Source organism: Duncaniella sp., assembly GCF_029054785.1.
Lineage (GTDB): Bacteria > Bacteroidota > Bacteroidia > Bacteroidales > Muribaculaceae > Duncaniella.
The window spans coordinates 43,899-59,976 of record NZ_JAIDEN010000091.1; the positions used below are offsets into that span (position 1 = coordinate 43,899).

32 protein-coding genes are annotated in these 16,078 nt (G+C 48.7%); 30 read left to right on the plus strand and 2 right to left on the minus strand.

Annotated elements, in window-relative coordinates; genetic code table 11:
* Window positions 1–9 precede the first annotated feature (9 nt).
* From K2H17_RS05940 to K2H17_RS06005, 14 genes are all read left to right on the plus strand, one after another.
* Entirely contained in the window at window positions 10–360 is a 351-nt protein-coding gene (locus K2H17_RS05940) for a hypothetical protein (protein ID WP_300132571.1), read from the plus strand.
* A complete protein-coding gene (locus K2H17_RS05945; RefSeq protein WP_300132573.1) occupies window positions 357–587 on the plus strand; it encodes a hypothetical protein in 231 nt (76 codons plus the stop codon). Before K2H17_RS05940 ends, K2H17_RS05945 begins: the two co-directional genes overlap by 4 nt.
* The gene (locus tag K2H17_RS05950) at window positions 584–778 is read left to right on the plus strand and encodes a hypothetical protein (protein WP_300132576.1); all 195 of its coding nucleotides are present in this window, start codon (window positions 584–586) and stop codon (window positions 776–778) included. The genes K2H17_RS05945 and K2H17_RS05950 overlap by 4 nt, the downstream gene beginning before the upstream one ends.
* Window position 779: 1 nt before the next feature.
* Window positions 780–1,109 carry a hypothetical protein gene (locus tag K2H17_RS05955; protein WP_300132578.1) on the plus strand — a complete coding sequence of 110 codons (330 nt, stop codon included), beginning with the start codon at window positions 780–782 and terminating at the stop codon, window positions 1,107–1,109.
* Window positions 1,110–1,219: 110 nt separating this feature from the next.
* A complete protein-coding gene (locus K2H17_RS05960) occupies window positions 1,220–1,576 on the plus strand; it encodes a hypothetical protein (RefSeq protein WP_300132580.1) in 357 nt (118 codons plus the stop codon).
* An 18-nt stretch (window positions 1,577–1,594) separates the two neighbouring features.
* Window positions 1,595–1,873 carry a hypothetical protein gene (locus K2H17_RS05965; protein WP_300132583.1) on the plus strand — a complete coding sequence of 93 codons (279 nt, stop codon included), beginning with the start codon at window positions 1,595–1,597 and terminating at the stop codon, window positions 1,871–1,873.
* Window positions 1,870–2,061: a hypothetical protein gene (locus K2H17_RS05970; protein WP_300132585.1), complete on the plus strand. Its 192-nt coding sequence runs from the start codon at window positions 1,870–1,872 to the stop codon at window positions 2,059–2,061. The genes K2H17_RS05965 and K2H17_RS05970 overlap by 4 nt, the downstream gene beginning before the upstream one ends.
* A 16-nt stretch (window positions 2,062–2,077) precedes the next feature.
* On the plus strand, window positions 2,078–2,302 hold the full coding sequence (locus K2H17_RS05975) for a hypothetical protein (RefSeq protein ID WP_300132587.1): 225 nt from the start codon (window positions 2,078–2,080) through the stop codon (window positions 2,300–2,302).
* Window positions 2,299–2,511 carry a hypothetical protein gene (locus K2H17_RS05980; protein ID WP_300132590.1) on the plus strand — a complete coding sequence of 71 codons (213 nt, stop codon included), beginning with the start codon at window positions 2,299–2,301 and terminating at the stop codon, window positions 2,509–2,511. The genes K2H17_RS05975 and K2H17_RS05980 overlap by 4 nt, the downstream gene beginning before the upstream one ends.
* 361 nt (window positions 2,512–2,872) lie before the next feature.
* Window positions 2,873–3,154, plus strand: a complete 282-nt coding sequence (locus K2H17_RS05985) for a hypothetical protein (RefSeq protein WP_300132592.1) — start codon at window positions 2,873–2,875, stop codon at window positions 3,152–3,154.
* A 153-nt stretch (window positions 3,155–3,307) separates the two neighbouring features.
* Window positions 3,308–4,000: a DNA methyltransferase gene (locus K2H17_RS05990; protein WP_300132593.1), complete on the plus strand. Its 693-nt coding sequence runs from the start codon at window positions 3,308–3,310 to the stop codon at window positions 3,998–4,000.
* A gap of 1 nt (window position 4,001) precedes the next feature.
* Window positions 4,002–4,514 carry a phage antirepressor N-terminal domain-containing protein gene (locus K2H17_RS05995; protein ID WP_300132595.1) on the plus strand — a complete coding sequence of 171 codons (513 nt, stop codon included), beginning with the start codon at window positions 4,002–4,004 and terminating at the stop codon, window positions 4,512–4,514.
* Window positions 4,515–4,516: 2 nt separating this feature from the next.
* Window positions 4,517–4,960 carry a YopX family protein gene (locus K2H17_RS06000; protein ID WP_300132596.1) on the plus strand — a complete coding sequence of 148 codons (444 nt, stop codon included), beginning with the start codon at window positions 4,517–4,519 and terminating at the stop codon, window positions 4,958–4,960.
* Entirely contained in the window at window positions 4,953–5,387 is a 435-nt protein-coding gene (locus K2H17_RS06005; RefSeq protein ID WP_300132597.1) for a hypothetical protein, read from the plus strand. The genes K2H17_RS06000 and K2H17_RS06005 overlap by 8 nt, the downstream gene beginning before the upstream one ends.
* Before the next feature lie 102 nt (window positions 5,388–5,489).
* On the opposite strand, the gene K2H17_RS06010 is transcribed toward K2H17_RS06005, so the two are convergent.
* Together K2H17_RS06010 and K2H17_RS06015 are read right to left on the minus strand one after the other, a co-directional pair.
* Window positions 5,490–5,900: a DUF5053 domain-containing protein gene (locus tag K2H17_RS06010; RefSeq protein ID WP_300132598.1), complete on the minus strand. Its 411-nt coding sequence runs from the start codon at window positions 5,898–5,900 to the stop codon at window positions 5,490–5,492.
* Between the two features lie 44 nt (window positions 5,901–5,944).
* On the minus strand, window positions 5,945–6,136 hold the full coding sequence (locus K2H17_RS06015) for a hypothetical protein (RefSeq protein ID WP_300132599.1): 192 nt from the start codon (window positions 6,134–6,136) through the stop codon (window positions 5,945–5,947).
* 254 nt (window positions 6,137–6,390) lie between these two features.
* On the opposite strand from K2H17_RS06015, the gene K2H17_RS06020 reads away from it, so the two are divergent.
* The 16 genes from K2H17_RS06020 to K2H17_RS06095 all read left to right on the plus strand — a co-directional run bounded on the left by K2H17_RS06020 (window position 6,391) and on the right by K2H17_RS06095 (window position 16,051).
* Window positions 6,391–6,978 carry a hypothetical protein gene (locus K2H17_RS06020; RefSeq protein WP_300132600.1) on the plus strand — a complete coding sequence of 196 codons (588 nt, stop codon included), beginning with the start codon at window positions 6,391–6,393 and terminating at the stop codon, window positions 6,976–6,978.
* 251 nt (window positions 6,979–7,229) lie between these two features.
* The gene (locus K2H17_RS06025; RefSeq protein WP_300132603.1) at window positions 7,230–7,625 is read left to right on the plus strand and encodes a hypothetical protein; all 396 of its coding nucleotides are present in this window, start codon (window positions 7,230–7,232) and stop codon (window positions 7,623–7,625) included.
* 19 nt (window positions 7,626–7,644) lie between these two features.
* Window positions 7,645–7,848 (plus strand): hypothetical protein, encoded by a 204-nt coding sequence (locus K2H17_RS06030; protein ID WP_300132606.1) that lies wholly within the window; start codon window positions 7,645–7,647, stop codon window positions 7,846–7,848.
* On the plus strand, window positions 7,845–8,252 hold the full coding sequence (locus K2H17_RS06035) for a hypothetical protein (protein WP_300132607.1): 408 nt from the start codon (window positions 7,845–7,847) through the stop codon (window positions 8,250–8,252). Before K2H17_RS06030 ends, K2H17_RS06035 begins: the two co-directional genes overlap by 4 nt.
* Window positions 8,209–8,427, plus strand: a complete 219-nt coding sequence (locus K2H17_RS06040) for a hypothetical protein (protein ID WP_300132609.1) — start codon at window positions 8,209–8,211, stop codon at window positions 8,425–8,427. The genes K2H17_RS06035 and K2H17_RS06040 overlap by 44 nt, the downstream gene beginning before the upstream one ends.
* Entirely contained in the window at window positions 8,424–8,717 is a 294-nt protein-coding gene (locus K2H17_RS06045) for a hypothetical protein (protein ID WP_300132611.1), read from the plus strand. The genes K2H17_RS06040 and K2H17_RS06045 overlap by 4 nt, the downstream gene beginning before the upstream one ends.
* 849 nt (window positions 8,718–9,566) lie before the next feature.
* On the plus strand, window positions 9,567–10,019 hold the full coding sequence (locus K2H17_RS06050; protein WP_300132613.1) for a hypothetical protein: 453 nt from the start codon (window positions 9,567–9,569) through the stop codon (window positions 10,017–10,019).
* A 100-nt stretch (window positions 10,020–10,119) separates the two neighbouring features.
* On the plus strand, window positions 10,120–10,539 hold the full coding sequence (locus K2H17_RS06055; protein WP_300132614.1) for a hypothetical protein: 420 nt from the start codon (window positions 10,120–10,122) through the stop codon (window positions 10,537–10,539).
* 66 nt (window positions 10,540–10,605) lie between these two features.
* Window positions 10,606–11,643 carry an ATP-dependent Clp protease proteolytic subunit gene (locus K2H17_RS06060; protein WP_300132615.1) on the plus strand — a complete coding sequence of 346 codons (1,038 nt, stop codon included), beginning with the start codon at window positions 10,606–10,608 and terminating at the stop codon, window positions 11,641–11,643.
* Window positions 11,644–11,669: 26 nt separating this feature from the next.
* Window positions 11,670–12,653 (plus strand): hypothetical protein, encoded by a 984-nt coding sequence (locus tag K2H17_RS06065; protein WP_300132618.1) that lies wholly within the window; start codon window positions 11,670–11,672, stop codon window positions 12,651–12,653.
* 18 nt (window positions 12,654–12,671) lie between these two features.
* Window positions 12,672–13,250: a hypothetical protein gene (locus tag K2H17_RS06070; RefSeq protein ID WP_300132621.1), complete on the plus strand. Its 579-nt coding sequence runs from the start codon at window positions 12,672–12,674 to the stop codon at window positions 13,248–13,250.
* On the plus strand, window positions 13,237–13,899 hold the full coding sequence (locus K2H17_RS06075) for a hypothetical protein (protein ID WP_300132624.1): 663 nt from the start codon (window positions 13,237–13,239) through the stop codon (window positions 13,897–13,899). Before K2H17_RS06070 ends, K2H17_RS06075 begins: the two co-directional genes overlap by 14 nt.
* Window positions 13,896–14,639 carry a hypothetical protein gene (locus tag K2H17_RS06080; RefSeq protein WP_300132626.1) on the plus strand — a complete coding sequence of 248 codons (744 nt, stop codon included), beginning with the start codon at window positions 13,896–13,898 and terminating at the stop codon, window positions 14,637–14,639. The genes K2H17_RS06075 and K2H17_RS06080 overlap by 4 nt, the downstream gene beginning before the upstream one ends.
* On the plus strand, window positions 14,639–15,157 hold the full coding sequence (locus K2H17_RS06085) for a C4-dicarboxylate ABC transporter (RefSeq protein WP_300132629.1): 519 nt from the start codon (window positions 14,639–14,641) through the stop codon (window positions 15,155–15,157). Before K2H17_RS06080 ends, K2H17_RS06085 begins: the two co-directional genes overlap by 1 nt.
* Before the next feature lie 4 nt (window positions 15,158–15,161).
* Entirely contained in the window at window positions 15,162–15,398 is a 237-nt protein-coding gene (locus K2H17_RS06090; RefSeq protein ID WP_300132631.1) for a hypothetical protein, read from the plus strand.
* A 20-nt stretch (window positions 15,399–15,418) separates the two neighbouring features.
* Complete coding sequence (locus tag K2H17_RS06095) at window positions 15,419–16,051, plus strand: hypothetical protein (protein ID WP_300132633.1); 633 nt, start codon at window positions 15,419–15,421, stop codon at window positions 16,049–16,051.
* Window positions 16,052–16,078 lie beyond the last annotated feature (27 nt).

The following is a 16,078-nucleotide window of genomic DNA, read 5'->3' on the forward strand; positions in this document are numbered from 1 at the left end:
CCCCAAAATATGGTTTACAAACTTTCCATTCTTCTTGCCCTCGCTCTTGTTGGCTGCTCTCAGCCTAACAACGAGCTTTCCGGATCATCGGCTCAGCCTCATGCAGCCGTCGCCTCTGTGTCAATTCCTGCCGGGTTCTCCGTCATCGAGCAGCACCCCGACGGATATTTCATTCGTCTTGCCTCCGCGGAACGTGCCTCTGCCGCCACGATCCGCTCAATCGCCGACACATTCAATGGCGAATTTGACCGTGTCGACCTATGTCTCGACGTCGCCCATGAGCGCGGCGATGAATACGCCTCGATCATCGGCTTTCAGGTGTTCGACCACGAAAATGATAACATCTACTCACTTGAATGACGACAAATCCGACAAAGGCCGTGCTGCTGCGCTCTCTGACGATCGGCTGTCTCCACATTCAGAAAGGCGTTGAAGTTGATTTGTTCTCAATCGGTGAAACCGGCGCTTTTATATCCGTCGACCGCAACTCCTTCTGTGTTCCGCAACACTTTATAACCATCATACCTCCCGACTCGACACGAGTCCATAAACGTAAGAAGAAACAAACTAAACGTAAGAAAAAATGAAACTAATAACCCCCGGCCTCATGTACTGGTGTCTCCCACCGGTGCTCGCCATCTCTGACGCTGCAATAGCGTATGCCCTCGACCTCGCCAATGGCGACATCGAGGACGAGAGAGAAATCATCGATGTCGAATACGAAGACATAACTGACATTAAGGAAGAAGTCCCGGGCGAGGAGGCCTTTGTTAGTTAATATGATCGCTTCCTTCAATCACATCGTATTTGTGAAGTATCCAAATGTAAGAAACGTGCAACCGGGCACAATATACATCGATGCGCCGGGACACACCGCTATGTGGCAATGCCCTTGCGGTTGTGGGAACATCGCCAAGGTCAAAATCAGAAAATGTAAGGTTTTTGACCCTTACGATAGCGTTTCCGTACCGTCAGATGAAGTGGGATATGAATTAAGCGATGACGGCGAGTTTTCAGCGTCTCCACTATTTGTGGACCCAAAATGTCCTAACGGCCTTGTCTATGGTATTGAACACAATAAGGTAATTATTCATCAAGCAAATATTTAATTTGTATGAATATAGTGACGGATCCTGCTCGGTTGATTTCCGAACATTCGATGACCCCTTATTGGGTTGAATTACGTCGACGTGAGGCTCTGCTTAAGGCGTACATACGTATGGAACGCAAAATAATTGCTATCCTGCGTGATTTCCATACGAAAGTCTGGATTATCCCTCGTGGGATAGATAAATGTCCATATCGGTGGGAATATGTCGCCCATGACAATATAACTGAATCTTTCGAGGATTTTGAAGACACTGTCTGTCATGCCCTCGAAGATTTGGAAGAAGTCGCTGGCCAAAATTTATCTGATTTATGTACTTTCTTCAGCTTAGATGACACCGAGGTAGAACATGAAAGAAAAGCCGCTGCAGATTTGAGTAAACTATCCATAATCAGATACGCCTTTGACGCAGACCTCAGACATCTTATAGATCCGAGCTTTGACCCAAACGCTGACCTCCCATTCTAACCCACTTATAACAACGCTATGCAGTTTGATTTGCCAATGGTTCCGACAATCAATGAGATTGTCTACAACCGACCGGAACCGACGGAGCGGCGAGACTTCAGTTTCTCGACCGACTCTGGCCGATTTCATGTCGGCGACATCGTGCGCTTCTTTTTCGGATCGGTTATCCGTTCCGGGCGCGTAACTACCTCCTTCCGCCGCGGCCTCACTCGGATCTACCATATCGAGTCTGCCGACCACACTTGGTATCGTGGTATCATCGAGGCCAACATCATCACCAACCTTGAACCACAATGACTTTCAAAGAACGTGTAACAATCGCAGTCCACTACCATTATTATTGCTTGAATAGAGCAAATTGTGACCCGGTGGGCGGTTTTGAAGACATCAATCAGTTGTTCAAAGACTTAGCAGCTGATGATGAAAGGCTTAAAGAAATGTTGGAAGAAGAATATGAATCAGTTTTTTCAGACAACGACGAATAACTAATCCCACAACCCAATGAAAAAGAACAAAACCCCAATCATCGTCGCCGTGTTCCTCGTGGCATGGCTCCTATCGACCGTCGCCTTCATCGTGCTCAAATGCTTCGGCGTTATTTCCTGGTCATGGTGGTGGCTGCTCGCGCCAATCTTCGGCACTCCGCTGCTCGCACTCCTGGCAGTCGGCACTGTGGCCTTCTGCACAATCTTCCTCTCACTTACATCAAAAGTCAATAAGCTATGATTTTCAAAGTTTTCTTCTGCGTCGTGAACCCAAAAGGGTCGCCGACGCAACCATTCCGCATTTGTAAGATTCTGTCGGTCGAGAACGGCCCTATGCTTGAATCTCGCATAAACAGCATAATCACCAACCTCAAAGCTGATGGCTATGAAGTGGCCGAGGTCGAGGACTGCTGGAACATCTCGGAACCTTCCATTATTGACCCTCGATGACCCGCACTTACTCCAAATCACTGATTGCGGCTTACTCCTCAGCTCTGGCACTCGCTTCTACATCGAGCCTGCCTGAGCTGAGGGCTGTGGCCGTTGCTCTTGATGGTTTTCGCGAGGCGGCTGCCGCAGCCAATCGCTTTTCAGCTATGGCTCGGATTGCTCCACCTCCGATGACTATAACGGTAACTCTGAAAGCTAATTTAGACAAACTTTCGAGAGACATTCGTAGACTGGCACAATCAACTTGCGACTGTTGCTGTCACTATCAGGCCCACCCGCCCCGATGTCAGCTCTCCAAGCGCTCCATCTCCCCTAAACAATTCTCATGTAAGAAATACTCACCTAAACACAACCCACGAAAATGAATATTGAAATTTTACAAAACGACTCCTCCGTTGACCATCAGCGCAAGCTCGTAGCCGAAGCTTTGCCGGAGCTGGAGCAGTTCATCATCATCGGCAGAAGGGCTGAAGGGTCAGAGAAACTTCGTAATTTCGCCTCCTGCTCATTCTCTGAACCTGACCTCGCTAATGCTGTTGCGAACTTCCTCATCGGACACCCTCAGGCAATTAAGCCTTTTGTAATTGGTTCAAGAGCCGCCATTCATCATATGGCCCAAGTTGCTAAAAATGAAAAAGTGTAGCCTCCTTGTCAGTAAGGAGGAACGCGAGCTGTGCCGACTGTGTCCGGATTCACTCGGCGCTCAGATCGTGCAATATCGGCTCGCAACACTCCGCCTGAGGCGCGAATTTTTACGCTCCACCTTCCGACAATATTACTATCTACTCAATTAGTTATGAAACAGTACCAGCATATCACATTGCACGAGGGCGACTGCCTGGACATTTTGCCCAGTATAGCGAGCCAGTCTTTTGACCTCGCCATAGTCGACCCGCCATATTATAGCGGACCGGAGCGCCGACAATTTTATGGCCGCAAGGTCTCTACTATCGGGGTTGCCCGGCATGACTACCCGATAGCAGAAAAGTGGGTTGTGCCGTCCACTGAATACTTCGATGAACTGCAACGTGTAGCGAAATATTACATCGTATGGGGGTGTAACTATTTTGACTATATTTTCGCTCATGGTCGCATTGTTTGGGATAAATGCAACAGCGCGTCATCTTTTTCTGACTGCGAAATTGCCGCAACCAATCTCATTGAGTCCGTCCGTCTGTTCCCTTTCATGTGGAACGGTATGCTTCAGGGCAAAAGTGTATCCGATGGACGAACAATGCAAGGAAACAAAGCTCTCAATGAGAAACGTATTCACCCAACGCAAAAGCCGGTCGCCCTTTATGCCTGGCTGCTTAATACTTTCGCTCAAAAAGGTTGGACTATCTTAGACACCCATTTAGGCTCTGGCAGTTCGGCAATTGCTTGCTATGAGTTGGGGTTTCCAATGCTCGGCATAGAAATAGATCATAATTATTACAAGGCTGCCGAAAAGCGGCTCATAGAGTATCAACGACAACTTAAATTATTTTAAAATGCCACAAATTCTAATCTCAAAAATCAACGGCGTCGACATCGTAACCGTTGACCGTGACGGAGAAATCTTCGTACCTATCAAACCAATCTGCGAGGCAATCGGCATTGACGCAAAAGCTCAACGTGCCAAACTCCAGGAAGACGAATTTTTCGCTTCAACTGGGGCGATTATCACCTCAGTTGCCGCCGATGAAAAGGAGCGCGAGATGTACTGCATTCGTCTCCGCGATGTCTACGGTTGGCTCGCCACCATCAACCCCGGAAAGGTCGCCCCGGAAGCTCGTGAGGCGGTCACTCGCTACCGTCGCGAGTGCTATGACGTGCTTTATGAGCATTTCACCGGCTCAATGCGGCGCACCATCGAGACCAACAACGCCGAAATTGAACTGCTGCAACAGATCAATTCGGCTATCTCTGACGAGAAGGAGGCTAAAGGCCGTCGCAAGAAAGCCGAGGAAGCCCTCGGCAAGCTCCGGGCCGAGCGTCTGAACCCACAACCGTCGCTGTTCTAACTATGAGAGTGATTAAATTCCGAGGTAAGCGCATTGATAACGGTGAGTGGGCTTATGGCCACTATGCTCAGGTTGATACTGCTCAACACACTATTTTCTGGTTTAAAGAAGACGGTGCTCCATGGTGGGCTGATGTTAATCCGGAAACCGTCGGTCAATTCACAGGCCTTCTCGATAAAGAAGGCAAAGAGATTTACGAGGGTGACGTTCTCAAGGGAACTACCAATAAATGGGTAATGGAAGATAAGCCTGAACCACACGATTTTGTTGGATATGTTCGATGGGAGTCTCAATGCGATGTTGGTATGGAGTGGGTTCTAACTACAATGGATTCAACCGCCTCTGACTCGCTAAATGTGTACGTTCACTGCGTCGCAATCGATTATTCGACCGGGGTAATTATAGGTAATATACATGACAACCCTGAACTATTAAAAAATGATTGAATTACTAATTTTTACACTTGGCTGCGTTGCCGGCCTTGCTCTTGGCTTCATGTGGGGCCATCGTCGCGGATTCGTTACCGGAGCTAAAACTGTTCCATTTCCGTTCTCTTCTCCATCCGGAGCTGTGTTACCACCGTTTCAATATTCCGAGTCCGCATTGCCGAGATTTCAATGTATTCATCGGCTATCGGTAGTTCGTACTCCGGAGGAAAGAATGTGGCAATCGACTTATGCAGTGAATCAGATGTGTGATAAAATAGCAAAGCAACTGCTCGCCGGCCGAATCATTCGCCCCGTTATATTAGAAGAAGACGAACCTGACGGATCCCCCTTGGTGATTGGCTGCTCGTTTTACGCTGTTGCCGACCCGTTTTATGAGCACTATCCCAATCTGACATTCTTCGAGCAGCCATTGTCTTCGGATTGATCTTATATAAAACAAAACCCGACTCCGTGCCGGGAGTCGGGAAGAAAGCGTCTGTGTGCTTTGCGTGTCAAACAAAAAGAGTCATGGACGCTTGTTTTTTTGTCATACGCGCTGTGTGAATGAAGCCAACTGCAGACCGATTTCTTGAAGTGCCTTTATAAAAGTGGCTTCCTCTGATTCCGTAAATGCTGCGGGCTTTCCATTTACCACCTGCCCCTTAAGGCGCTGATAAAGCCACTGGCGCGTTTTTCCGAAATAGTGCCGGGCTATGTAGGCGAGATTGACAACTTCGGTCAATGCTCCCATACGCTCATGCATTGTGTAGTTAGCCAATGAACTCTCTACATTGTCGAGGTGCTTGTCGGCTGACGCCATGAGGAATTGCAACGCCTCGTTCATTTCCTGAATTTTGCCCTCGGCCTGAGCCTGAGCGGTTATCTCTTTCAGATAGTCTGTTGCGGCAGGATCTCCGGCAGCTTCCATCTGTTTCCATTTTTCTATACGTTCTTTCATCTTCGTTTTGGTTAAAGGAAGGGGGTTGCCCCCCTCCCTAGGTTTTACTTCTGTTTGCGAACTTCCTCGATCAACATTTCCAGATGTTTCTTTCTGTCGAGCATGCTGTCGAGATGTCGTTCAATCTCTCTTGTAGGCTTGACGCCTGACTGCAAGAGAAAGGCGATTTTTTCAAGCTCCATTTTGACCGCGATTAACTCTCCGGCCCAGTACTGTAAAAGTGCTTGTTTGTCCATAATGTTAATTAACTCTTTTGGTTTGACACTGCAAAGATAATACACTTTTGTGAATTAACAAAGTTTTCAAGCAAAAAATTCACTTTTGGTTATTTTTTCTTAGAATGACTGAGTACACCTCTAAGCGCGGTTTGCCTGTGTTACCTTTTTGTTGTAAATTTGCGGGCATGAAACATATAATACCAATCATGTTTTATTGCATATGCAATACCATATGTTTTGCTGACGTTCCAGTTTCTACAATAGACGCCTTTATGATTAAAGGTCGCCTTAATAATAATAAATATACGGAAAATGTGCCTGACAGTTTTTATCTGCATATTAAAGATAAATTTGTTGGCAAACGTTTCATACAGAAACATGATGAACCGTTACCATATTTATATCGTACTTTCGATTGTGCAAAGTATAGCATAAATAAAAACGACACATTGGCATGTGTTGATGTTCGCAGAGTTATCAATTATCCGCTGCTAATTACGGAAACTCCAGTTGCATTAGTGTTTAGATCTTCAGAAGGTGAGATTTGTTGGACGGTATTAGAACATAGCCACCTTTACATAGAGGATTTAGAAGTTCGAGCTGCAAAGGAAACAAAACGCAAAGCCGACTATGCAGCAAGAGAGTCTGCTATGATAAAAAAGTACGGTAAGCGTAACGGCTCTCTAATCGCCAATAGACGGGTCGCCATAGGCTTTACGAAACAAATGTGCATAGATTCGTGGGGTAAACCTAAAACCATTCATACAACTACAACAAGATATGGTGTAAATGAGCAATGGGTTTACAACGGTGGTTATCTATACTTTGAAAATGGCAAATTGAGTGCTATTCAAAATTAAAATTCTCTCCGAAAATTTGGCACTGTGAGTTTATTGTCGTAAATTTGCAGTGCGATACTCACAGACGTTAGTCGTCTCCGCAGAGCGCGGTTAATGCTCGACATCTCAAAGCGGGCTTTTTTTATGCCCGAACATATAAGCCATACGCGGCTGTTACCGACCCATTTTAGGCGCTCTTTGGAGTAGACTACTGTGAGTATCGCAACGGTAACAGCCGCTTTTTTTTATTCACAGCGATACTCACAGTAGTTATGCAACAATCCATTCTCTTTAAGGTTCCGGGCAAACCTTCAACCTCGCCCCTCGTGATTCTCACAGGCCCCGCAATCGGAGCCCGGTATTCAACTCCGGCCAGTGTCCGCCTCTCCCGCGCCCTCTCGATGGCATGGCGTTGGACGCGGTGCAACTGTACGCCCCGGCGTATCGTCAGCGCCCTGTTCTCGGCCAAAGTGTCTACCGTCGTGGCCGTCATCTGCGTCTGCGCCATGTGGTGGCACAACATCTCTATCACCGACACTATCGAGGCCCAGGAGGCCGTCGGCACCGATTGCCTTTTCGGCATGCCCTGGGCCATCGTGTGGACAATCCGTTCCACCTTCGCCGATATCAAATCAGCCAAGAAAGGAGGTCACAATGTACGGTTTTAAGGAAGATCTGCTCAATGTTGTGGCCCGGTGCGTCGTCGAGGATTGGGAGCTGACTGATGGTAACGTCAAATATTGCGCCAATAGAGTCCGTAAATCCGGACTCTCCACCGCTGAACTGGCCGACTATCTTGCTGAACGCGGTAAAGTGTGCCCGGTCTGTGTTACTACCGTTTTCAATGCAATCGTCCACCCCATCGAGGACGAGGAAGGAGGCGAGGCATGATGTTCTTCTTCGATACCGTGCAGACATTCTCGATTTCGGGAAAGTCTGCCAAAGGCAAATTCTTTCAAGAGATGGCAAAGCGCTTTGAGAATGTGCTTGTGCATGGCGATGACGCTCCTATCAAAATAGCTATCGCCATGCAGGAGCAAGCACGAATTGTCGATAGTAAGATTACTCGTGGACGCGCAACTTTCGTCGATCATGTTATTGCCCGCTCCGGAGAATACGGCCAAATCTCCGCATATCCAGTTTCTGACGGCGTCGATTTCGATAAGCAGCCATATTTCCGCTTATTCTATCATAAGGTAGCTCGCACGGTCACCATTCCGGAGGCCGAGGCCCTGACGAAAGGAGGTGGTTATGAGCCGAAACACTCCAGTCCCGGAGATCGACATTGCGGCTAACATCATTGCCGACAGTGAATCCGGAGTAAACATCGCCAATATCATCATCGATGTTAAAGCCGGTAAATATTCCAATGGTTTTGTCGTTCTCGACGAACCGGGAGATTTATTTATTCTCCGCAACGCTATTGATGACTTCATCGCCCATAATAACATCAAAAATCCATTCCTATGACCACAGAAGACAACAGCAAAGATCCGGGCATGGCGCCCGATTCAAACAAGCCCAAATTCCTCGGCGTAATCGAGGGCTTCATCAACACTCAGTACCGCCCATCAAGAGGATATAATCCTGATGACCGCCGGAACTTTCGGATTATGACCTCTCAGGAAATAATCCTCGATCTGGCCGACATGGTCGATATGGGGCTGAACGACGTTGCCGAGGCTATGATATATCTCGGATATCGTACAATCATCTATGACGGCAAAGTCGGTTGGCTACTGCAGCGCCGGAGCGAATAAACATTTCTTTCAAAGCAAGCGGCACATCGTTTCACAACGGTGTGCCGCTTTGATTGCTTGTGGCATTTCAAACAATCCATTCTATATCTTCTTTACCTTATGGTACCTTTAGAGGTCGGTATTCTTTTCCAGGGCGACGGTGCTGCTCTATATATAATACGTTTCTGCGTATCGCGTATACGCATTATGCGCCCATTATAAGTGCAAAGTTAGGCATTGTCAAGTAGATTAACAAACGTTCTGCAATCGAGTTAGTAACACCTATTCCACGGGCCGACTTTTGGCCCCCCCCGCCCCCCGATGGTAGGATTTCGGTGATGAGGGTGCGGTCGTGCGCCCCGGCACAGGTGCACATCGGCTATTCCCGGTGCGGTGGGGCAGGGGGAGGCGTCCGACCGCCACCCATGCCTGCATGCTTGAAAATCGGTCGTAATAAATTGATTTATAATATTTTATGTTTCACGTGAAACAATCTCTATAATTATTTTTTTCTCCCGCCTATTGTAAGAGAAAAAAAGAGTACATTCGTACAGATAGGCCGTTTACATTTGCAAATCAGCAGTTTAGATGGCGCACTATTTTCGCACTTTTGCGCACGATTGCACCTTTGTACAAATTCCCCTGCCGGAGGCACAGTCTGACCGTACTTTTTGCACGAATTTTGTGCGCTCATAATTGCCTGACATTCTGATATGTATAATTAAGCGCACTCTTGCACGGTAGATTTGTGCCTGCCTGATTGGAAACTCCCGCACAAATTAAACTATTTGAGAATGCAAACTTTAACGATTGCAGAATTTTTCCTAATTTTGCGCCCATAATCCGTTAACTTAAACCATAGTATATCACATGTCACAATTCTCCGTCTACATCAATCCGCCCGAATATCTTGAACAATGGCTTCGTCATGACTTTTGGGATTCTGAGTCGGGGAGAGTTGTGTTTCCTCGTGGCTCGGCTCCTCGCGCTGTTCTGCGATCACTCCTTCGCAAGCCTCCGCATGGCTCTCGCCCCTGCGACACCTCCGGCCTTCTCCCGGTGGAGGTGCCGACTTTCAAGGGAATCAATCCGGCCTCGTTCAACTACCTCTCCCCGACTGGGCAGACTGCCCTGATTTCTGCCTGCAAAAGTCTGTTTCAGGCAACCATGTCTAACGAGCTGCATGAACTTTTCAGTTATGACGTTCAGATTACCAATATAGTCTATGACTTTATGGACCGACACGGTATTGACCGTTCTGAACGCAACTGGGAAGCGATCCGTCAGATGTATTATCGTCTGCGCAAAAAAAGTCAAATATAAGACGGTTAAAATACGTTAAATCTCGTTGACTTCAGAATCAAAAATTACCAAACCGCACATTCCGTCCATTTCAACCAAAACGCCCAAACCGCACACTGCTATGAGTCGCTATTCCATTCCCGGTCTCAGAAAAATTCAAATCATTCGTTGCAAAGATCTTCCGTCAGGGCTGATGTTGCATTCCATCTGTGGCTGCATTGTCGCCATTGTTGCTCCGGCGGTTTCGGTCGAATTTGTCGGTCGGCCTGTGTTACGTTGGGAAGGTTCAAAGGTCAATGGCACACGCCAGGAAAATTCTACATTGGAGTTTTCCACTGTCAATCCGTTACCCGAAGGCGAAAAACTTGCCTTCGTGGTAACGACTGCCGCAGGCAAGCAATATCTGATCGGTGCACGTGAAGGGTGTGCACCTATTATCAACTATTCGGACTCAACTGGCGAGCCGGGAGGCAGCGCCGCGGTCCGCTCCTATAAAATCACCCATGTCGCACAAAAATCAGTGCTCCCATGCGTTTTGTGATGATTTTATAGTCTTTTATCACGTTTTCCTCTCCCCGTAATTTTGCGGCATAGACAATCAACCGCTATGCCTAAAAATTACAATCTCTACCTCAAAGGCTATGTCGGCGACTGGAATTTCTCCGCCGACATGGTCAATGCTGTTCTTGACAAGCACAAGGATAAAGAGGTTTGCGTCTTGATTGACTCAACCGGGGGGCGTGTCGATACCGCCCTCTCTATTTCCTCTCTCTTTAAGCTTCATGGTAACGTTCATTGCCACTATGTCGGCATGAATGCCTCGGCAGCCACCATCGCCTCGATGGGGGCTAAGCACGTTTCCATAGACGCAAACGCCCTGTTCCTCGTGCATAAGTGCATGAGTGTGGTTTTCGAGTGGGATTACATGAACGCGGACGAACTCGCCGCTCATATAGCCGACCTCGAAAAACTCAAAAAGGACAACGAAACCATCGACGGCTGTATCGCCGGCATGTATGCCTCGCGGTGCAAGAAACCGAAAGAGGACCTGCTTACCCTCATGAAAGAGGGGGCATGGCTGACCGCCAAGCAAGCTCTCGAATGGGGTTTTGTCGATGAAATCACCGATGATCCGGAGGACGCTGCCCCCGAAATCACCGATGTTGTGGCTGACGCACTTGCAAAAGAGGGAATTCCCATGCCCCCGGTCGATGTCAAAAAAGGCTCATTCCTTGAACGCCTCGCGCAGTTATTCAATCCATCTTCACATTCCAAACCCGCTGCCGAGGCCAAAGTGCCGGAGGCAACACAGTCAACTCCTCAAATGTCAAAAGCTCTCACTGCTGTTACTGCCCTTCTGGGCGCCACGGTCACTGTTGCCGACGGTAAGCTCACGCTTACCGAAGAACAGGCCGACGCTCTTGAATCCGCTGTCGCCGATCATTCTGCCACAGTCAACGACCTCAATGCAAAAATCACTGAGAAAGACAACAAAATCAACGAACTCAACGCCAAAATCGCTGATCTCGTGAAAGAACCGGCCTCGAATACCTCGGACGTTATCGACACCTCCAAGGATACAAGCCCTCTCAACGGTCTCGACATCGACAAGGTCTGCGACGCTCTCTGCAATGGTCTCATCTAATCCTCTAATCTCAATCTCTCTCCACAATGACAGAAAATTCTGCAAAATTCGTCATCTCCGACGAGGTCCTTCAGCAGTATAAGGACACCTGTATCCAGTGGGATCCTGTACTCCGACAGCTCCCCATTCGTGCCGCGGCCGACGTACTTAAATACTTCATTCCCGTCAAGAAACTCCGTGGCAAGCGTCGTTTCGGCGAAATCTCTGGCAATTCGCAGTTCGCACCGTTCAAGCGCGACCGTGTTTCCAAGGCTTCCGTCAACATCGACTACCGCGACATCGAAACCCATCACGGCAACGTTATCGAAACTTTCGCTCCGGTCGATTATCTCGATATCCCCCTTGGTTACCATGATCCGGTAATCACCGAAGCAATAAAGAAGGCCGGCACAACCTTCCTCGTACTCGCGCAGCTCGTGAAAGCTCGCGGCCAGCACATCGCACAGTGCGCATTCACCGGCAAGCGAAATCCTGAAGGCGACACCACTCTTGATCTCTGCGACGGCCTCCTGACTATCGCAGACCAGGAAATCGAGGCCGGCAACATCTCAGTTGCCAAAGGCAATCTCTTCAAGGTCGGCGAAGCTGTCACCAACGCCAACGCCTGTGATATCGCAAAGGAGATTGTGTTCTCGTCGAATCAGTTCCTCCGCCGCGAAAACAACGTAATGCTCTGTCCTACCTCTTTCGCAGACGCCTACAACGAGTCTTATCTGCTTTCGCACACTGGTCTCGTTTACAACAAGCAGTATGATCAGCCTTATGTCGAGGGCTCCGGCCATAAGCTCACGATCATTCCTGTTCCTGAGCTTGACGGCACCGACAAGGCTATCATCACTCAGACTTCCAATCTCCTGTACGGCACATATAACGACGCCGACCAGACTTCAGTCGACATCATGCGTGTCGGTCACTATGACCTCTCTATGGCCTCCGACATGTGGCTCGGATTCCAGTATCGCACCATCGACCCTCGTCGTCTCCGTATCGTCGATTTCGCCGTGGCCTAATCTTATAATATCTGAATCATGGCAGAAGCTACTAACAAATGTTTCAGCACCCTGCGCGATATGAAATATTGTCAGGGTACGCCCGTTACTCCGGGCATTAAGCGTCGTGCATGGTTTGCCGCAGTCAACATTGTGGTTGACTGGCCCAAAATCCCCGTAGATGACTTTGACCGTCCAACCTCATCGGTATATGAGGGGGCGTTCAAACTCGCCGAAAACGAGAAATGGCGCCCTCTCGACCACCTTCCCGGCAAGGCTGAATTCAAATCTGAATCTCAGGGCGAGGAACCTTCGCGCACTTTCAAGGTGACTGGCTCCTTCATTCACCCGAAAATCGACGAGGACGCAGCCTCAGCAGCCACCTCTCTCATCAACACACGTATTGTCGTGCTTGTTGAGGACATGAGAGGCCGATATCGTGTCATCGGCTGTGAACAATATGACGGCGCTCTCGTGTCTCCCTCGCGTGACAACGGCCAGGGCGCGACAGGAACAGCAGGCACGACAATTCTTGTCGAGGCCGATGATCCGGTCGAAACGCCCTTCTATACCGGGCCAATAGAGACAGAGGACGGTATCATCAATGAAGCGCCCTGAAAACGCTGATAAGAACACCGGGGGCCTGTTGGCCGACGTTTCCTCTATCCTTGCGGATTTTGAGGTGGCTGATGGCTCTCCGGCCCTCGGTGATCTTTCTCGCAATGGTCGTGACATCTTCGCTACCCAGGAACGCAAAGCATGGGATAAATCTACCGAGGCAAGGTGTAATTTCGACTTTCGCCCAAGGATTACGCCTCGCGCCGGATTATGGTTTCTGTCGTTGTGGCAAAAATCGTTGATGGGTAGAACGCTCTCCGAGATTAAATCCGACCCGGCTGAAATTCCGCATTTTGCGGACGCCGTGTCGGATTTTCTCGTTAAGTTCCTCGGCCCTGCGCTTTCCTCCGGACACTGGTGTATATGCACTTCGCCGAAACGGCGGCACAAGGAACACAATTTTGCTTCGCTAATTTGTGAACAAATTCACAGACAGTTGCAGATTCCTTTCTATGAAGATGTTGCTTTCTGCAATTCGCGACAACGTATCAACGCGGTTTTCACTCTCAATGTGCTCCCGGTTGAGCCTAACGTCATCGTGTTTGATGACTTCGTTACAACAGGCTCAACGCTCAAAGGTATGCATGAGCTTTTACTGAAACACGGCAAAAACACTCTGTTTATCGCCGGCATAAACAATAAATTATGATCGACCTTGAACTCACCCCTAAAATAAAGATATGGCTTGAAACAGAGCCATCGCAGCGCGACCTCCATGAGGGCGCTGATCTCCTCCTCCGGATAACCAGGAATAAAATTCTCTATGCCAATATCACTCGCAATATAGCGCGTCATGCCGGTACCATAGAATATCACCTTAATAAAATCTACAAAGCTCGCCTCGCGGATATCACACACGCGCAGGTGCGCTCTATGATGGCCGATGTCGAGTCTATCGCCAAAGCTCGTGGCCTCGAAAAACCTGAAAACTCTTCCAATCGTACCGAGCTGCAACGCGGCAAGCGGGCCGACCATGACGAACTGCCGGACGAAATCAAGCAGCTGTATGTCGATAACGCCGACATTCTCCGAAAAATGCGCGAATGCCATGTACGCCTGCGGTTGATATCGCCGGATAACTCCTCTTGCCCGGACTCTGATCGTTACCCCTGGGCTAAGGAAATCATCGCTCTTGATACTCTGTACCGCGAGAACTGGAATCGTTATGACCACTATATCAAAGGAACTCCGCCGGCCTCCGTGCAGCTCGTTACCGACTCCCGCTCTGAGTCGCGAAATGCAGCCCGTGTTATTCATCTGCTCCTCGGCAAGTATGACCCGGACAATCCTAATGACGCTCTGGCCGACCGCATACGCGAAACGTATGCCCGGATCGCTTCACCCACCGTTACTATCCGTGAGAAAATGACTGCCGCCGGACTGCTCTGATGATTCGCTCGACATCTATTACAGATATTCTCGCGCCTCTTGCCGATAAAGGCTATCAGGCGTATTTGAGTAATGCCCTCCAAGTAGCGGACATTCTCAAATGGACGCTCTCTCAGACAGGCCCGGCTGACGTGCAGATGACTTCTTTCTCGATATCAGAAGAATTTCTCAGACGCATATTCTTCATCGAGAAGGAGGGGCTTGTACGTTCCCTTGATATCGTGCTCGATTTCAAGGCGACAAACAAGACTCTCAAACTATGGCCGTTCATCGCCCAGACGGTCAAGAACTGCTACCTCTCCGACAACCACTCGAAAATACTTCTCGTTTCAAACGAAAAGTGGAAAGTCGCTGTCGTAATGTCGCAGAACCTTACTCGCGGCAACCGTTATGAGTCTGGTTTTATCACCACTGACTCGTCAGTGTTTGACAGCCTGCACCAGCAGCTCAATTTTGTAATAACACGCCAATCAGTGCCATTCCATGATATATTCAGCAGAACAGTTGACAACCATTGAACAAATGGCTGCTCTCTACATAACACCCACCGAAATAGCCATCACCCTTGATCTCCCGGAGGAAGAGTTCAAGAGTGATATCGCTATGGCTGATTCTCCGGCCCGTAAAGCTTACCTTCGTGGTAAACTTTCGCAGAAAATTGAAATCCGCAAACAGATGGCTATGCTCGCCCGTGTTGGCTCGCCTGCTGCTCTGGAGATGTCAGAGCGGGCTTTGCTCGATATGGAAGACGACGAATAGCGCAAAAAAATCATTCCTTTATGCCGAATCTTCTCTCTCCGCTTGAGGCTTGTAAGGTCGATTTGTTTGCCGCCGAGGACGAGCTTCGCGAAAAATATCCGCTTGCTCTCGCCGAGCGCGTTCTGCGTCTCCGCGAGATGTATAACTATTGGCTGGCAAATCCTTCTATGAAGGATCGCCAGTTGCGCGACGCCATAATGTCGCGCTTTGACGTGTCACAGTCAACGGCATACTCCGACATCAACATCATTCATCAGCTCGTGCCGCTGCTCTCGCAGAAATCACGTGATTTCCACAGGGCGCGGGCGAATGAGATGTTTTTAGAAACGTATGCAATGGCAAAAGCTCGTAAAGACACAAAAACAATGGAACGTGTCGCCGCCTCCTATGCCAAGTATAACCGCGTTGACATGGAAGACGAGATGACAATGCCCTATGACGAGATTGTCATTCAACCGTTCTGCGCCACTCTTGATGTGCGGGTACTCGGTCTTGAACCTATACCCGATGTCTACAATCATATTGCCAAGCTCACTAAGGAGCTGTCTCGCGATTTTCGTGACATTGTGGACGTGGAGTTTGAAGAAGCCGATCTCGAAGAAAAACAACTTTTTGCACCGCTCTCCGATGGAAATAATCAATCCCAAGGCTAAGCCTACATATTTCAATCGCCCTCAGTT

Coding starts and splice junctions, on each gene's coding strand:
- K2H17_RS06005 (WP_300132597.1), top strand. CDS start 4,953: ATGATTGAATTACTAATTTTTACACTTGGCTGCGTTGCCGGCCTTGCT.
- K2H17_RS06025 (WP_300132603.1), top strand. CDS start 7,230: ATGCAACAATCCATTCTCTTTAAGGTTCCGGGCAAACCTTCAACCTCG.
- K2H17_RS05960 (WP_300132580.1), top strand. CDS start 1,220: ATGGAACGCAAAATAATTGCTATCCTGCGTGATTTCCATACGAAAGTC.
- K2H17_RS06000 (WP_300132596.1), top strand. CDS start 4,517: ATGAGAGTGATTAAATTCCGAGGTAAGCGCATTGATAACGGTGAGTGG.
- K2H17_RS06085 (WP_300132629.1), top strand. CDS start 14,639: ATGATTCGCTCGACATCTATTACAGATATTCTCGCGCCTCTTGCCGAT.
- K2H17_RS05965 (WP_300132583.1), top strand. CDS start 1,595: ATGCAGTTTGATTTGCCAATGGTTCCGACAATCAATGAGATTGTCTAC.
- K2H17_RS06010 (WP_300132598.1), bottom strand. CDS start 5,900: ATGAAAGAACGTATAGAAAAATGGAAACAGATGGAAGCTGCCGGAGAT.
- K2H17_RS06045 (WP_300132611.1), top strand. CDS start 8,424: ATGACCACAGAAGACAACAGCAAAGATCCGGGCATGGCGCCCGATTCA.
- K2H17_RS06070 (WP_300132621.1), top strand. CDS start 12,672: ATGGCAGAAGCTACTAACAAATGTTTCAGCACCCTGCGCGATATGAAA.
- K2H17_RS06080 (WP_300132626.1), top strand. CDS start 13,896: ATGATCGACCTTGAACTCACCCCTAAAATAAAGATATGGCTTGAAACA.
- K2H17_RS06090 (WP_300132631.1), top strand. CDS start 15,162: ATGGCTGCTCTCTACATAACACCCACCGAAATAGCCATCACCCTTGAT.
- K2H17_RS06040 (WP_300132609.1), top strand. CDS start 8,209: ATGAGCCGAAACACTCCAGTCCCGGAGATCGACATTGCGGCTAACATC.
- K2H17_RS05945 (WP_300132573.1), top strand. CDS start 357: ATGACGACAAATCCGACAAAGGCCGTGCTGCTGCGCTCTCTGACGATC.
- K2H17_RS06075 (WP_300132624.1), top strand. CDS start 13,237: ATGAAGCGCCCTGAAAACGCTGATAAGAACACCGGGGGCCTGTTGGCC.
- K2H17_RS05940 (WP_300132571.1), top strand. CDS start 10: ATGGTTTACAAACTTTCCATTCTTCTTGCCCTCGCTCTTGTTGGCTGC.
- K2H17_RS05990 (WP_300132593.1), top strand. CDS start 3,308: ATGAAACAGTACCAGCATATCACATTGCACGAGGGCGACTGCCTGGAC.
- K2H17_RS05955 (WP_300132578.1), top strand. CDS start 780: ATGATCGCTTCCTTCAATCACATCGTATTTGTGAAGTATCCAAATGTA.
- K2H17_RS06035 (WP_300132607.1), top strand. CDS start 7,845: ATGATGTTCTTCTTCGATACCGTGCAGACATTCTCGATTTCGGGAAAG.
- K2H17_RS05970 (WP_300132585.1), top strand. CDS start 1,870: ATGACTTTCAAAGAACGTGTAACAATCGCAGTCCACTACCATTATTAT.
- K2H17_RS05975 (WP_300132587.1), top strand. CDS start 2,078: ATGAAAAAGAACAAAACCCCAATCATCGTCGCCGTGTTCCTCGTGGCA.
- K2H17_RS06050 (WP_300132613.1), top strand. CDS start 9,567: ATGTCACAATTCTCCGTCTACATCAATCCGCCCGAATATCTTGAACAA.
- K2H17_RS06095 (WP_300132633.1), top strand. CDS start 15,419: ATGCCGAATCTTCTCTCTCCGCTTGAGGCTTGTAAGGTCGATTTGTTT.
- K2H17_RS06015 (WP_300132599.1), bottom strand. CDS start 6,136: ATGGACAAACAAGCACTTTTACAGTACTGGGCCGGAGAGTTAATCGCG.
- K2H17_RS06065 (WP_300132618.1), top strand. CDS start 11,670: ATGACAGAAAATTCTGCAAAATTCGTCATCTCCGACGAGGTCCTTCAG.
- K2H17_RS05985 (WP_300132592.1), top strand. CDS start 2,873: ATGAATATTGAAATTTTACAAAACGACTCCTCCGTTGACCATCAGCGC.
- K2H17_RS05995 (WP_300132595.1), top strand. CDS start 4,002: ATGCCACAAATTCTAATCTCAAAAATCAACGGCGTCGACATCGTAACC.
- K2H17_RS06060 (WP_300132615.1), top strand. CDS start 10,606: ATGCCTAAAAATTACAATCTCTACCTCAAAGGCTATGTCGGCGACTGG.
- K2H17_RS05980 (WP_300132590.1), top strand. CDS start 2,299: ATGATTTTCAAAGTTTTCTTCTGCGTCGTGAACCCAAAAGGGTCGCCG.
- K2H17_RS05950 (WP_300132576.1), top strand. CDS start 584: ATGAAACTAATAACCCCCGGCCTCATGTACTGGTGTCTCCCACCGGTG.
- K2H17_RS06020 (WP_300132600.1), top strand. CDS start 6,391: ATGATTAAAGGTCGCCTTAATAATAATAAATATACGGAAAATGTGCCT.
- K2H17_RS06055 (WP_300132614.1), top strand. CDS start 10,120: ATGAGTCGCTATTCCATTCCCGGTCTCAGAAAAATTCAAATCATTCGT.